This window comes from Bradyrhizobium sp. LB14.3 (assembly GCF_040547985.1).
Taxonomy (GTDB): domain Bacteria; phylum Pseudomonadota; class Alphaproteobacteria; order Rhizobiales; family Xanthobacteraceae; genus Bradyrhizobium.
On sequence record NZ_JBEPQT010000011.1, the window covers coordinates 43909 to 58829 of the forward strand.

14 protein-coding genes are annotated in these 14921 nt (G+C 61.7%); 9 read left to right on the forward strand and 5 right to left on the reverse strand.

The window, feature by feature from the left end; genetic code table 11:
• The first annotated feature begins 177 nt into the window (after positions 1-177).
• Both ABIB00_RS20815 and ABIB00_RS20820 read left to right on the forward strand, forming a co-directional pair.
• Positions 178-810, forward strand: a complete 633-nt coding sequence (locus ABIB00_RS20815; RefSeq protein ID WP_354105667.1) for a 2-hydroxychromene-2-carboxylate isomerase — start codon at positions 178-180, stop codon at positions 808-810.
• 76 nt (positions 811-886) lie between these two features.
• Positions 887-2086, forward strand: coding sequence for a CaiB/BaiF CoA transferase family protein (locus tag ABIB00_RS20820; protein WP_354105668.1), 1200 nt, complete (start codon positions 887-889; stop codon positions 2084-2086).
• Positions 2087-2119: 33 nt separating this feature from the next.
• Here ABIB00_RS20820 and ABIB00_RS20825 read toward each other — a convergent pair whose 3' ends face one another.
• Positions 2120-2794, reverse strand: a complete 675-nt coding sequence (locus tag ABIB00_RS20825; protein WP_354105669.1) for a glutathione S-transferase family protein — start codon at positions 2792-2794, stop codon at positions 2120-2122.
• Entirely contained in the window at positions 2794-3534 is a 741-nt protein-coding gene (locus ABIB00_RS20830) for an SDR family NAD(P)-dependent oxidoreductase (protein WP_354105670.1), read from the reverse strand. The genes ABIB00_RS20825 and ABIB00_RS20830 overlap by 1 nt, the downstream gene beginning before the upstream one ends.
• 227 nt (positions 3535-3761) lie before the next feature.
• Between ABIB00_RS20830 and ABIB00_RS20835 the strand changes: the two genes are divergently transcribed.
• The 6 genes from ABIB00_RS20835 to ABIB00_RS20860 are packed head-to-tail and all read left to right on the forward strand — an operon-like array spanning position 3762 to position 10759.
• Positions 3762-5366, forward strand: coding sequence for a class I adenylate-forming enzyme family protein (locus ABIB00_RS20835; RefSeq protein ID WP_354105671.1), 1605 nt, complete (start codon positions 3762-3764; stop codon positions 5364-5366).
• Between the two features lie 19 nt (positions 5367-5385).
• Positions 5386-6123, forward strand: coding sequence for an SDR family oxidoreductase (locus tag ABIB00_RS20840; protein WP_354105672.1), 738 nt, complete (start codon positions 5386-5388; stop codon positions 6121-6123).
• A gap of 14 nt (positions 6124-6137) precedes the next feature.
• A complete protein-coding gene (locus tag ABIB00_RS20845) occupies positions 6138-7319 on the forward strand; it encodes an acyl-CoA dehydrogenase family protein (protein WP_354105673.1) in 1182 nt (393 codons plus the stop codon).
• A gap of 21 nt (positions 7320-7340) precedes the next feature.
• On the forward strand, positions 7341-8471 hold the full coding sequence (locus tag ABIB00_RS20850) for an acyl-CoA dehydrogenase family protein (RefSeq protein WP_354105674.1): 1131 nt from the start codon (positions 7341-7343) through the stop codon (positions 8469-8471).
• A 51-nt stretch (positions 8472-8522) separates the two neighbouring features.
• Positions 8523-9710 (forward strand): acetyl-CoA C-acyltransferase, encoded by a 1188-nt coding sequence (locus ABIB00_RS20855; protein WP_354105675.1) that lies wholly within the window; start codon positions 8523-8525, stop codon positions 9708-9710.
• 44 nt (positions 9711-9754) lie between these two features.
• Positions 9755-10759, forward strand: coding sequence for an NAD(P)H-dependent flavin oxidoreductase (locus ABIB00_RS20860; RefSeq protein WP_354105676.1), 1005 nt, complete (start codon positions 9755-9757; stop codon positions 10757-10759).
• A 92-nt stretch (positions 10760-10851) separates the two neighbouring features.
• Here the strand turns inward: ABIB00_RS20860 and ABIB00_RS20865 are convergent, their stop codons facing one another.
• The 3 genes from ABIB00_RS20865 to ABIB00_RS20875 are packed head-to-tail and all read right to left on the reverse strand — an operon-like array spanning position 10852 to position 13645.
• Complete coding sequence (locus ABIB00_RS20865) at positions 10852-11763, reverse strand: SMP-30/gluconolactonase/LRE family protein (RefSeq protein ID WP_354105677.1); 912 nt, start codon at positions 11761-11763, stop codon at positions 10852-10854.
• Complete coding sequence (locus tag ABIB00_RS20870; RefSeq protein ID WP_354105678.1) at positions 11760-12929, reverse strand: M24 family metallopeptidase; 1170 nt, start codon at positions 12927-12929, stop codon at positions 11760-11762. Before ABIB00_RS20870 ends, ABIB00_RS20865 begins: the two co-directional genes overlap by 4 nt.
• A gap of 56 nt (positions 12930-12985) precedes the next feature.
• Positions 12986-13645 carry a GntR family transcriptional regulator gene (locus ABIB00_RS20875; RefSeq protein ID WP_247348462.1) on the reverse strand — a complete coding sequence of 220 codons (660 nt, stop codon included), beginning with the start codon at positions 13643-13645 and terminating at the stop codon, positions 12986-12988.
• A 225-nt stretch (positions 13646-13870) separates the two neighbouring features.
• On the opposite strand from ABIB00_RS20875, the gene ABIB00_RS20880 reads away from it, so the two are divergent.
• Entirely contained in the window at positions 13871-14887 is a 1017-nt protein-coding gene (locus ABIB00_RS20880; protein WP_354105679.1) for a TRAP transporter substrate-binding protein, read from the forward strand.
• The last annotated feature ends 34 nt before the right edge of the window (positions 14888-14921 follow it).

Genomic DNA, 14921 nt, shown 5'->3' on the forward strand with positions numbered 1-14921 from the left:
TACCATTCTAGATCGGTACCTAACTCGAAACAATCCCTTGCCAAGCAGGATAAACCAGCAGGGATTACGTCAGAATTGACAGTTCGTTTTTAGAACTGTATCAATAATCAGCAGCCTGAGTTCGACTGGCCGACCGTCGAACCTCACCATCCAACGCGTTTTCCGGGAGAGGCCGACATGCCCCTGAAGGTTGAATTTCAATTCGATTTCGGCAGTCCCAATGCTTATCTGGCGGAAGTCGCCATCCCGGGGATTGAGCAGCGCACCGGGGTGAAATTCGAGTATGTCCCGGTTTTGCTTGGCGGCATCTACAAGGCGACGGGCAACATGTCGCCGTTCGACTCGCTCCGTGGCATCAAGAACAAGCCGGAATACCAGGCGCTGGAGACCCAGCGGTTTATCCGTCGCCACAACATCACGAAGTTCCGCCAGAATTCGTTCTTCCCGGTCAACACGCTGATGCTGATGCGCGGTGCTGTCGCTGCGCAATTCGAGGGTGTGTTCCAGCCCTATTTCCGCGCCGCCTACCATCACATGTGGGAAGAGCCCAGGAAGATGGACGACCTCGAAATCTTCCGGCGTGCTTTTACCTCCTCGGGCATCGATATCGACCGGCTGCTCGCACGTGCGCAGCAGGACGACGTCAAGAAGAGGCTGATCGATCTGACCAACGACGCCGTGAGCCGGGGGGCATTCGGTTCGCCGACATTCTTCGTCGGAAAGGAGATGTTCTTCGGCAAGGACCAGATCCGCGACGTCGAGGAGTCGATCGTCGAACAGACCAGGCAACCCCTTCCCAAGACCGCCTAGCGGCGCCGGCTGTCCGGTTGAGGCGAAAGCCAAGCACCCGGATCAAAAAATGAAAAGTAAGCTCAGGGAGAAAGCCATGCCTGGCCCGCTTAGCGGTGTTCGTGTCCTCGATCTGACTGGCGTCGTGTCGGGTCCCTTTGCGACCATGTTCCTGGCGGATCAGGGCGCCGACGTGCTGAAGATCGAGCCGATCGGTGGCGATATCACCCGCCGCAGCCGTGCCACCATCGACAAGGATGGAGAATTTTCGGCGCTGTTCATCTCCTCGAACCGCGGCAAGCGTTCGCTGTCGATCGACGTCAAGAGCCTCGCCGGTCGCGACGTGCTCGGCAGGCTGATCGCGCAGGCGGATGTGCTGGTGCAGAACTTCCGGCCCGGCACCACGGAGCGCCTCGGTCTCGGCGCGGAGGAATTGCGTCAGCGCCATCCGCGCCTGATCTACGTTTCGATCAGCGGCGTCGGCGACACCGGTCCGTATGTCAAGAAGCGCGTCTATGATCCGATCATCCAGGGCCTGTCGGGGTTCGCCGATATCCAGTCGCAGCCGGTCACGAACCGGCCGCAGATGATCCGCACCATCGTATGCGACAAGACCACTGCCGTGTTCACCGCGCAGGCGGTGGCCGCCGCGCTCTATGCGCGCGAGAAGACCGGGCAGGGCGACCACATTCAGGTTGCGATGCTGGATGTAATGATCTCGTACCTGTGGCCGGAAGGCATGATGCAGTACACCGTGGTGGGCGCCGAGGCGGCGGCTGCCGATCCGAATGACCGGCCGGATCTGGTGTTCAAGACCAGCGACGGTTACATCACCGCCGGCACCATTTCCGATTCCGAGTGGCAGGGATTTTGCCGTGCCTCCGGCGATCCCGAGCTTGCCAAAGATCCCCGGTTTGCGACGCCGTCGGCGCGTTCGGTCAACGCCACCGCGCGGATCAACAAGATGGCGGAGTATATCGCCCAGCACACGACGGCCGAATGGCTGGAGCGGCTGGATGCCGCGGACGTCCCGTGCGCGCCAATATTGCGGCGAGGCGAAATCATTCACAACGAGCAGGTGGTCGCGCGCGGCATCATCGTGGAATTCGATCAGCCGAAGGTCGGCCGGGTGAGGCAGCCGAAGCCGGCGGCTCGCTTCGAAATCAATGAAGCCGCGATCGGCGGACCTGCGCCGCGGGTCGGCGAGCACTCGCGCGAGGTGTTGCGCGAGCTTGGCTACGACGACGGCGCCATCGACAGGATGGTCGCCGAACGCAGCTTGCGCGTGGCCGTCTGATCCGAAGCCCTTCTCGCGACCGCCGAGAGGTTCTCAGATCTTCGCCGTCGCCGGCGCAATCGGTCCCATCGGAACATTGGCCTCGACGGCGCGCCGATAGGCTGCTCGGCCTTTGATGCGTTCAAGGTAGGGTTGCGCGTTGTCGCAAATGTCGACGCCGTAAGCGACGGCCCAGTCCAGACACGTCGCGAGGAGGATGTCGGCGCTGGTAAACTGATGACCCATCAAGAACGTCCGGCCGTCTGCCAGCGCGACCTCCACGTGTCGCAATTGTTGCCGGAAGTATTCCCCGGCTTGTGCGACAACCTCGGGCGCAACTCCATAAATGTGTCCCAACGCATCGGCGCGGTGGCGGCGCATGACGTAAAGGCTCGTGGAATCGAGCTCGGCCACGATAAAGAAGCACCATTCGAGCCACGCGGCGTAATCGCGGGCGGCGTCTGGAATCAACGAGCATTCCGGCGTGGAATACATCCGCGACAGATAGGCAACGATCGCAGCACTTTCGCCGATGCAGAAGTCGCCGTCCTGCAGCAGCGGGATCTTCTGGCGGGGATTGAGCCTGGTGTATTCAGCGGTCTTGGTCTCGCCTGTCCGTGGCCCGATCGGCTTGACGCTGTAAGACAAGTCAAGTTCGTGCATGGCCCAGTGCGCACGGATCGTGCGGCTCGTACCGGCGCCCCACAGGGTGAGATCCGTTGTGCTCATCACCACTTCTCCACTGACGGGCGAAGGTCGAGTTCATGGGTCCAGCCGTCGCGGTTTTGCTGATGGGCGAACCAATACGCTTCGGCAATAGAGGACGTCTTCGTCAGGCTGTCCGGGGGAATATCGCTTGCCTCGATTCCTTTCGCCGCTTTCATGCGCTGGTGAATGGCCTCGCTGTCCACGCCGGCGTCGATAATGAGGTGGACGACGTGGATATTCTTCGGTCCAAGCTCGCGCGCCATGGCCTGGGCTACCGCGCGGAGGCCGAATTTCGCCGAGGAGAACGCCGCAAAACCCCGGCCGCCTCGGATGCTGGCGGTTGCCCCGGTGAAGAAGATGGTACCGCGTCCGCGCGGAAGCATGACACGCGCTGCCTCGCGTCCGACCAGGAATCCGGCATAGCAGGCCAGTTCCCACGCCTTGAAGAAAAGCTTTTCCGTGGTGTCCGTCAGCAGCTTGTTGACGTTAGATCCGGCATTGAAAAGGCAGACCTCGATCGGTCCGATATTCTTTTCGACCTCGGCAAAGAGCTTCCGGACCTCGGCTTCCTGACGAGCATCGACGCTGAACGCGTGAATGCGGTGGCCCGCAGCGGCGAGTTCATCTACCAGTGCTTCGGATTTCGCCGCGTCACGCCGGCAGATACAAACCGTATAGCCGCCATTGGCGAACCGCCGGGCGACGGCCGCGCCGATGGCGTCGCCTGCGCCAACGAGTATTGCCACGCCGCGATTTTCCATCCGTTTCTCCCGTTGGTATAAGTTCTTATTTGGTACTAGAGATACTTGTTGTCGGCTGCGTTGTAAAACAGAATTCCACAAACTCTTGAAAAACGGCAGGTTGGCTGTCCCGTTGAGACGAGAGAGCCAAGTCAGGATTAGCGATTGACGAGTTCTAAAAAAGAACGTTAACTCCGAGCCACTGCACCGCGGCAAAAAGGCGGCGCACGTTTTTCGGGAGTGTGGCGGTGGCGGGTCTTTCAGGGGCGATCGATCTCGATGGGATTGCTGTAGGGCTGCCGCGCCGTATCCATGAGGTGACGGCTGACCATGCCGCCGATGCTCCGGGTCGAATCGCTCTGGTCGAAGGCGGCGTCGGCTGGAGCTATCGTGACCTGGACAGGCGGGTCAGCGAGACAGCCGCCGTCCTCTCCTCACTCGGGGTGCGAGCAGGCGATCGGATGATCATCGTCAGCGAAAATTGCATTTCGCTGGCGGCCTTGCTCCTTGCGGCGAGCCGGATCGACGCCTGGGCAATCGTCGCCAACCCGCGATTGTCAGCGCGGGAGCTCGACCAGATTCGCGACCACAGCGGCGCCCGCCGGATGTTCTTTGCATCGGATGTTTCGAAGGAGGCCGCAGTCCACGCATCGCGCCTAGGCGCGGAGAACAGGCAGTTGGGCCCGCTGCCGAACATCGGCGTCGGGCCACTCAACGAAAATGCAACGGTCGAGCCGGTGGAAGCGGACCCCGCGAAGCAAGTTGCGGTGCTGATCTACACGTCGGGCACCACGGGGACGCCGAAGGGCGTGATGCTCTCTCATGACAATTTGCTGATCAGCGCCAGGACCACGGCGCATTTCCGCAAGATGGATCGAGACGACAAGATCTACCTGGTGTTGCCAATCTCGCATATCGTCGGCATCTCGCTCCTGATCATGACCTTGATGGTCGGCGGCACGGCGCGGATGGTCAGCAAATTTGATCCCGCGGCGACGGCAAAGGCGCTGGCGGAGGAGGGGATAACCATCCTCAACGGCGTACCCGCCACCTATCAGCGCCTGCTGGAGTACAAGAGTGTGTCGGGTCTGCATCGGCTCGATCCTGGCTCGTTGCGCTTGATCGCCGTGGCCGGCGCGCCGCTCGATCTCAATCTGAAATCGCGAGTGGAGCAGGAGCTTGGCCTGCCGCTTCTCAACGGCTACGGGATCACTGAATGTTCGCCGGGGATATCGGGCGTCCGCTTCGACGCACCGCGTGCCGATCAGGCGGTCGGCACACTGCTGCCGGGAGTAGAAGGACGCATAGGGACTCTCGACGGCAGACCGGCGTCGAAGGAAGAAGTCGGAGAGCTCTACGTCCGCGGGCGCAACGTGATGCGAGGCTATTACCGCGCCCCGGAGCTGACAGCCAAAGTGATCGACAGCGAAGGCTGGTTCAATACCGGCGATCTAGTCCGTTTCGACGGCGATTGCCTCTACATTGTCGGTCGCACCAAGGAAATGATCATCCGCTCGGGCTTCAACGTCTACCCCGCCGAGGTCGAAGCGGTCCTCAGTTCGCACAAGGACGTCGTGCAATGCGCGGTGGTCGGCCGTGCCGCAGACGGCAATGAAGATATCGTGGCTTTTGTGCAATTGCTGCCGGGGGCGCAGGTGACGCCGGCGGATCTCATGAGCTTCGTCCGGATCCAGCTCACCTCCTACAAGCGGCCGTCCGAAATCATCGTTCTCGACGCCTTGCCGGCGACGTCTACGGGCAAGATACTCAAGCACAAGCTCGCGGAGTCCTTGCGCGCGGAGGGCGGAGCCCCTCCGGCGCCGATCGTCCCGCTTCGCACACAACAGATCTAACCTGACCGGGAGAAGACCCTTGCAAAAGAGAAACGCGACCGTGGCCGTGATCGGCGCCGGTGATTATATCGGCAGCGAGATTGCAAAGAAGTTCGCCTCCGAGGGCTTTACGGTGTTTGCGGGACGCCGCGACGGCGCCAAGCTCGAACCGCTGGTCAAGGAGGTCGAGAAGGCCGCCGGCGAAATTCACGCGCGCGCGCTCGATGCGCGCAAGGAAGACGAGATCATCTCCTTCCTCGGCGATGCCGACAAGCACGCGCCGCTCGAGGTTTGCATCTTCAACATCGGCGCCAACGTCAACTTTCCGATTCTGGACACGACCGAGCGGGTGTTTCGCAAGGTGTGGGAAATGGCTTGCTATTCCGGCTTCCTCGCCGGCCGTGAGGCCGCGCGCCTGATGCTGCCGCGCGGCCGGGGCAATATCTTCTTCACCGGTGCGACGGCGAGTTTGCGCGGCGGAAGCGGCTATGCGGCCTTCGCCAGCGCCAAGTTCGGCCTGCGGGCGGTCGCGCAAGCCGCGGCGCGCGAGTTGGGCCCGAAGAACATTCACGTTGCACATCTGATCATCGATTCCGGCGTCGACACGGAATGGGTACGGCAGCGGCGGATCGAGGCGCTTGGTCCGAACGCGCTGGATGATCCCGACCTCCTGATGCCGCCATCGTCGGTCGCCGAATCCTACTGGCTGCTCTATCAGCAGCCCAGGAGCGCCTGGACCTTCGAGCTGGAGATTCGTCCCTTCGGCGAGAAATGGTAGCGGGAGCTTTCACGATGGAGCTCAAGCTTTCGCGTGAAGACGCTGCGTTTCGTGACGAGCTGCGCGCTTTCATTGCGGAGAACTATCCGCAGGAAATGCGCGTTCCAAACCCCGACACCGATTTGACCAAGGAGCAATCGCTGCTTTGGCACCGGATACTCTACAGGAAGGGCTGGATCGCTCCGCTGTGGCCAAAAGAATATGGCGGCCCGGGCTGGTCGGTCACGCAGCGCTTCATCTTCGAGCAGGAGACGTCACGGGCCGGGACGCTGCCGCCGCTCGCGTTCAGCGTCACCATGGTCGGCCCGGTCATCTACACTTTCGGCAACGACGCGCAGAAGAGGAAGTATCTGCCGCGTATCCTCTCCGGCGAGGATTGGTGGTGCCAGGGCTATTCGGAGCCAGGCTCAGGGTCCGACCTGGCATCAGTCCGCACCAAGTCGGTGCGCGACGGCGACCACTATGTCGTCAACGGCCACAAGACCTGGACGACGCTGGCCCAGCATGCCGACTGGATCTTCTGCCTGGTGCGGACCGATCCGTCGGCAAAACCCCAGGCCGGCATTTCCTTCCTGTTGATCGACATGAAATCGCCCGGGGTTACCGTGCGGCCGATCATCACCATCGACGGATCGCACGAAGTCAATGATGTCTTCCTGGAGGACGTGCGCGTCCCGGCGGAGAATCTGATCGGCGAAGAGAACAGAGGTTGGACCTACGCGAAATTTCTGCTCGGGAACGAGCGCACGGGCATGGCCGGGATCGGCCGATCGACCCGTTATCTCGCGCGTCTCAAGCAGATCGTGCGAACCGAGGTCGGTGAGGGCGATCCGGCGTTCGGAGAGTTCATCAGGGAGATCGCGCGGGTCGAGCTCGATGTGCTCGCACTGGAGGCGACGGAGCTGCGCATCGTTGCCCAGATGTCGCGCGGCATCGATCCGGGTCCGGCTGCATCGTTGTTCAAGATCAGGGGCACGGAGATATTCCAGCGCATTACGGACCTGACCCATCAGGCGATCGGCAATTACGGGCTGGCCATCCGCGAGCACCCGGTAACCGCCAACCGGTTCATGCCGGGACCGGGCTATGGACACACGGCAACCGAGAAATATTTGAACTCCCGAAAGCTGAGCATTTACGGGGGATCGAATGAAATCCAGCGCAACATCATCGCGAAAGCGGTGCTCGGTCTCTGACGACATCGCACGAGGCATCTCATGGACATCCAGTTGACGGAAGAGCAGGAGTTGCTCCGTTCTAGCATCCAACGCTTTCTGCGCGAGCAGTACGACTTCGACGAGCGCCGCAAGATCGTCTGGACCGATGAGGGCTGGAGCCGCAGGCACTGGAAAGCCTTCGCCGAGCTTGGACTCTGCGCGGCGCCGTTCCAGGAGAGCTCCGGCGGCCTGGGGGGCGGCTCGCTGGCAACCATGATCGTGATGCAGGAGTTCGGCCGCAACCTCGTCGTCGAACCGTATTTCGAGACGGTGGTTCTCGCAGGCGGCCTGATCGAGGACGTCGCCTCGCCGGAACAGCGTGAGGCATTGCTGCCGAGGATCATGGAGGGTGAGGCGATATGGGCGCTGGCCTGGGCGGAAGGGCGATCGCGCTATGATTTCAACAACGTCACCACGACAGCCCGGCGCCAGGGTGGAAGCTTTGTCCTGAGTGGGTCAAAGGCCGCGGTGGTCGGTGCGCCGTGGGCCGACAAATTGATCGTATCGGCGCGGACGTCCGGTGGTCCTCACGATCGGGACGGCGTGAGCCTGTTTGTCGTCGATAGCCGTTCGGCCAATCTCCATTTGCAGAGCTTCAAGACCATCGATGGACGGCACGCTGCCGAACTGACGCTGATGAACGTCGAGGTGCCCGCCGGCCAGCTGCTCGGCCGCGAAGGCGAAGGCGTTGCGGCCCTTGAGGCCTGCCGCGAGCGCGCCATTGCGGCGCTCTGCGCCGAGGCGGTCGGAGCGATGTCCGTGCTGAATTCCGCGACGCTCGAATACAGCAAAACCCGCAAGCAGTTCGGGGTAGCGCTAGGGACCTTTCAGGTGTTGCAGCACCGCATGGTCGACATGTTCATCGCGCTCGAAGAGGCCATCTCGCTCACCCAGCATCTGAACCTCAGCCTCGCCGCTCAAGAGCCGAATGGATCGAAGCTGGCGTCTGGTACCAAATCCAAGGTCGGCTACGCAGCGCGCTTCGTCGCAGAGCAGGCGGTGCAACTGCATGGCGGCATGGGCATGAGCGACGAACTGAACGTCGGCCATTACTTCAAGCGAATAAGCTCCATCAACATTCAGTTCGGAGATCCCTCCTATCATCTGATGCGGTACGCGCAGCAGAGCTGAATCTCCATTCAACGCAGCAACTCGCATGCCCTACCCCAACCCGAGGTAAAAATGATCGAAGCCGTGATCGTCTCGACCGCGCGTACTCCCATTGGCAAGGCTTACAAGGGCGCGCTCAATCACACCGAAGGCGCGACGCTGCTCGGGCATGCCATCTCCTCGGCACTGTCGCGCGCGAAGGTCGAGGGCGCGGAGGTCGAGGATGTCGTGATGGGCTGCGCCATGCAACAGGGCACTACGGGGACCAACATCGCGCGCAAGGCGCTGCTGCGTGCCGGACTTCCGGTGAGCGTGGCCGGAACGACGATCGATCGCCAGTGTGCGTCCGGGCTTCAGGCGATTGCGCTGGCTGCGCGTTCGGTCATTTTCGACGGCGTTGAGGTCGCCATCGGCGGCGGTGGCGAATCCATCAGCCTGGTCCAGAACAACCAGTACAACAGCTTTCATGCCGTCGATCCGGAGCTGCTCGCGATGAAGGGAGACGCCTACATCGCGATGCTGGACACTGCCGAGGTCGTGGCGAAACGCTACAATATCTCGCGTGAACGCCAGGATGAGTACAGCCTGGAGAGTCAGCGCCGGACAGCAGCTGCGCAGCAGGCCGGCCGGTTCACAGACGAACTCGCACCGATCAAGACGACCATGGCGGTCACGGACAAGGCGAGTGGCGCTGTGTCCTATCAGCAGGTGACGCTGTCGGCGGACGAGGGACCGCGTCCCGATACGACCGCCGAAGCTCTCGCAGGCGTCAAGCCGGCCAAGGGGCCGGGCTTCACGGTCACCGGCGGCAATGCCAGTCAGCTTTCCGATGGTGCCAGTGCCGCTGTCATCATGAGCGACAAGCTGGCGGCGGAGAAGGGGCTGAAGCCGCTCGGTATCTTCCGCGGCTTTGTCTCGGCCGGCTGTGAACCGGACGAGATGGGCGTTGGTCCGGTCTATGCCGTGCCCAGACTGCTCAAGCGACACGGACTTAAGGTCGACGACATCGATCTCTGGGAACTGAACGAGGCATTCGCGGTGCAGGTGATCCATTGTCGCGACAAGCTCGGGATCGATCCTGACAAGCTCAACGTCAATGGCGGCTCGATCGCGGTCGGCCATCCCTACGGCATGACCGGGGCGCGGCTGACCGGCCACGCCCTGATCGAGGGCCGCCGGCGCAAGGCCAAATACGCTGTCGTCACCATGTGCGTGGGGGGTGGCATGGGCGCAGCAGGGCTGCTCGAAATCATTCATTAGAAACTCGGCAGAACCGGACGTCCATCAACATACTGGAGGCATTTGTGAAGACAGCAATCACCGAAATGTTCGGCGTCGAACATCCGATCATTCAGGGTGGAATGCACTATGTGGGGTTCGCCGAACTTGCGGCCGCGGTGTCGAATGCCGGCGGGCTCGGGGTCATCACCGGCTTGACGCAACGGACGCCGGAACTTTTGGCCAAGGAGATCGCGCGCTGCCGCGACATGACGGACAAGCCGTTCGGCGTGAACCTGACCTTTCTGCCGACCTTCACCGCGCCACCTTATCCGGAATACATCGCTGCCATCAGGGAGGGCGGCGTCAAGATCGTCGAAACTGCTGGGCGCAGCCCCGAACAGTACATGCCCGCCCTGAAGGCAGGCGGCATCAAGGTGATCCACAAATGTACGTCTGTGCGGCACTCGCTCAAGGCCGAGCAGATCGGTTGCGATGCGGTCAGCGTCGACGGTTTCGAATGTGGCGGCCATCCCGGCGAAGACGACATGCCCAATATGATCCTGTTGCCGCGTGCGGCCGAAGAGCTGAAAATACCCTTCGTTGCCTCGGGCGGCATGGCCGACGCGCGCAGCCTGGTTGCGGCACTCGCAATGGGCGCCGCCGGCGTGAACATGGGCACGCGCTTTATCGCCACCAAGGAAGCGCCGGTGCATGAGAACGTCAAGAATGCGTTGGTCAAGGCATCAGAGCTGGACACCCGGCTGGTCATGCGTGCGCTCCGGAATACGGAGCGAGTCTTGAACAACAAGGGTGTCGAGCAGTTGCTCGAGATCGAGCGCGCGAAGGGCAAGGGCCTCAAGATCGACGATATCCACGACCAGGTGGGGGGCGTTTATCCCAAGGTGATGATCGACGGCGATATGGACGCGGGCGCCTGGAGCTGCGGCATGGTCGTTGGACTCATTCGCGACATTCCGACCGTGAAGGAGCTGATCGATCGCATCATGGCGGACGCCGAGCGACTGATCAGGGACCGACTTACAGGATTCCTCGATGCCGACAGCAAGGCAGCCCTGAAGGTCGCGTGAAGGCACGCCGGGAGCGGCGCGAATGGCCGAAGAGGAATAGCGGTTGTTAGGAGGCAAGGAATACTTGCCATCAATGGCCCGCTGGCAAGAGTTCAGAATGAATTGGCGAAGCGGTGCTCTGGAAGTCCCTGTGCGATGCCATGAATGGCAAGAACATGACCCGCTTGGGGTTCAAGGCTCAATTGCTCGCGATCCAGAAACTTCCTCGCCGTCGTAACGAACAATGTCTTCAGATCAGGTCCGCCGAAGCACAGGCAGGTCGGATTGGTCGCCGGCACCGGAATAACGGTGTCGATCCGGCCGTCCGGTCGGTAGCGTATCACCCGGCCGCCGGAGAAGAATGCGGTCCACAGCCCGCCGGCAACGTCGATGCACGCGCCGTCAGGCCTCTCCCCGGAGGCGCTGTAGTCCGCGAACAGTCGTCTGTTGCGGATCGCGCCGTCATCGAGATCGAAGTCGAACTGCCAGGTGCGGTATCGCCTCGTATCCGTGAAATAGAGCGTGCGATTGTCGGGTGAGAACGCAATGCCATTCGTCACGATGACATCGCCGAACATGTGCGCTGTCCGGCCGTCCGCATCCACACGATACAGCGACCCGGTCGGTCGATGCAGCTGGTTGTCCATGGTGCCGATCCATAGCCGGCCCCGCGCGTCGACGCGTCCGTCATTGAGGCGGTTGTCGGGACCGCTTTCGACCTCACAGAGCGGACTTGAGAGCTGACTTGGAGGACCGTCGCCGGACGAGCGGCGATGAAGGCGCAGATCCTGCGCGAGCAGGTGGGAGCCATCTGCCGTCAGAGCCTGACTGCCGAGGAAGCTGCACGCGTACGGAAAGACCTGATGAGCGCCGGTTGCCGGATCGAAGGATTGATGCAACTGCCGGTCGATGTCGACCCACCACAGCTTGCGGGAACGGTCGCACCACAACGGCGTCTCGCCGAGAATGTCGGCCGCGGCCACAGCGGTCTCGACCCGATGCGCGGGGATCAGGTCGGCGGTCATCCCGATATCCGATTCCAGCCACGAGCGCTGTCTCCGAAAGCCTCGTATCCGTCCGTGGTGACAACGATCGTATCCTCCAGCTTGATGAAGCCGCGCGCGTGGGGCAGCGTGGTTTCAATCGAGATGACCATGCCGGCTTCAAGCGGTTCGTTGGCGTCGTCGGCGGGATAAGGGATAGGGCCGCTCGACGTCAGACGCGGCGCTTCGTGGCTGACGATCCCCATTCCATGGGCGACGAAATGCATTTGCTTGCTGTAAGCGGACCGCGCGAGCGCTTCGTTGGCCGCGGTGTAAATGCCGCTGCCGGAGAGGCCGGCGCGGATCGGCATTCGGGCTGCCTGCTGGATCAGGTCGATCTCGCCGAGTAGATCGAGAAGCTCGCCGTCGGGAGTCCCGTGTACGGCCATCCGGCAGAGGTCGCCGATGTAGCCGCGGTAGTTGCCGCCCGAATCCAGTGAGACGACGTCGCCCGGTTCGAGACGCTGTTCGGATGGAGCCCGGTTGAGGCTCGTTCCCAATGTCACCAGCGCATATTCGAAAATCATGTCCCGGGACAGCTCGGCCTGCCGCAAATGATCGATCATCTCGCGCTTGCTCTGCCCGGGGCGGGTCTGGTTGACCGTAGTCATCATGGAGGCGACGACCCGCTCGGAGGCTTCGCGGAGGACGTCCAGCTCGGCCGCCGTCTTGACGGCGCGCAGCTTCTCAAGCGGGCGCATCGCCTCGACGAACTGGCAATGGCCGAACTCCCTGCGCAGCACGTCCGCCGCATCGGCCGGCAGAAATGAGCCCTCGATTCCGACACGGAGCGCAGATGGCGCGACGGACTTCAGCTGCTTGACGGCGAGTGCCATCGCCTCGACCGTGGTCGACGATCCGAACACGATCGCCGGCATCCAGTAGCCGTCGCTCGTCCGGTTCTGGACGCTGTCGCGCTCGTTCCGGTTGGCGATATAGGCCGACTTCTCCAGCGCGCCCTTCACATAGACGAAAATGGGCAGGTACCGGCTGATGCCGATCGCCTCCATATAGTCGAACTGGAAGTGATAGTAGCCGCCAAGAAGGTATTGGATGTTGTGCTTGGAGGTGACGATCAGCACGTCGATGCCGGCATCGTCGAGCAGGCGGTCGAGTCTGGCCGTGGAGAAGGGAACGCCGCAACGCATGTGTTTCTCGCTGCTCGACAATTATGCCTGACGCTCCGGCGCCAGGCCGCGGGCGATCAACCCTCGTTCCAGGAGGCGAGGGCATGCGCGACGCAGCCGTTGATGTGCTCGGTGAGCACGGCCCTGGCACTTTTGATGTCGCGCTTGAGGGCGCATTCCAACAGCGCCTTGTGCTGATTGATCGTCTCGGCGCCGCGGTAGCGCAGCGCATAGCGGAAATATTTGTCGAACACGACCGCGTGGGTCTGCATCAGCTCGCGCGAACCGCAACTCGAAATGAGCGCCTGGTGGAATTCGCCGTCGTAGCGTTTGCGCAGCTCAGGATCGTCGCCTTCGCTGAGGACGGTGCGTTCGGTCGCCGCCAGCTTGTGATGCGCTGACACCACCCGGCCTTCCCACTCCACGTCGCCGGCCCGGAACGACTCGGCCATCGCATGATGTTCCAGCAGGATACGGAGACCGGCGAGCTCACGCAGGTTCTGGATGGATATCGGCGCCACCTCGAAACCGCGCTGACCTTCCGCGACCACGAAGCCCTCGGACGTGAGCCGGTTGAGGATCTCGCGCAGCGTGGAGATGCTGACGCCGTAATCTTCCTTCATGGCGTCGAGCTTGAGCCGCCCGGAGGGCGTCAGCACGCCGAAAATGATGTCGGATCGAATCCGCTGATAACCGCTGTCGCCCGCCGACAAGGGCCTCCCCTCAAGTGACGTCATGCTCTCCGATCCCGCAAACGCGCGCGCAACGCCCTGTGATGGGCGGCCGAACTATCAATGTTACCAGCAATATAGCAGACACCTAACGTCGTATGTAATCAAAAATATCAGATGAAATACGTTTTATCATTTGACTGTGAAAAATAGTTATGTTTTTTGATTGACCTGAGGGTGCAGAAAATAATGGCCTAACGCCGCCGTCGTGCCCCGAACAGGGAGGTAAGAATGAGTTTGTTGGTACGGGCGCTGTCTGCGACGGCGATCTGCGTGGCGCTGACGGTCGGCGCATCAGCTCAGGACATTCAGGAGCGGACGATCAGGTGGGGCCACCTGAACAACACCGATCACCCGGTCAGCTTTGGTGTGCAGAAGTTCGCCGAGATCCTGCTGGCAAAGAGCGGGGGCAAGATGAAGGTCCGCGAGTTCGCGGCTTCACAGCTCGGCAACGAGTTGCAGCAGCAATCCGCGCTGCGCGGCGGCACCCAGGAGATGCTGTCGGCCTCGACGACGTCGCTCGCCACCGTCATTCCGGAATTCGGTCTTATCGATTTCCCGTTCCTGTTCAACACGACCGAGCAGGCCGATGCTCTCGCGACCGGAAAATTCGGCAAGGCGATGATCGATACGCTGCCGTCGAAGGGGCTGATTGGCCTCGGATATTGGGGCCTGGGCTTCCGCAACGTCACGAATAGCACCCGCCCGATCACCAAGCTTGAGGACTTCAGCGGCCTCAAGCTTCGTGTGATTCCGAACCCGGTCTATCTCGAAAGTTTCAGTGCCTTTAAGGCCAATCCGGTCCCGATGGCCTTCGGTGAGCTGTATTCGGCGCTGGAGACCCGCACCGTCGACGGCCAGGAGAATCCCTACACGGTCATTCTCTCGAACAAATTCTACGAAGTGCAGAAGTACGTTTCCGCGACAAATCATACCTTCACCCTGAACATCATTCTGGTGAGCAAGGTCTTCTGGGACAAGCTGTCCCCGACCGAGCAGGGGCTGATGCGCGAAGCCTATGAAGAAAGCCGCGGCTACCAGAAGGAGCAGACGCGCCTTCAGACCGAAAAGGCTCTGGCTGAGCTGCAGGCCAAGGGTATGCAGTACAACGCGATCGCCCCCGAAGAAACGGAGCGCATGCGGAAGGCAGCGCAACCGGTCGCGGACAAGATTTCAGCCAATCTTCGTCCCGAGACGGTGAAGCTCTTCAACGAAGAGGTCGAGCGCATCCGCAAGGACGTGAAGTAGTCGACTTCTTTGATCACGCAGGCGGCGGAGCCGG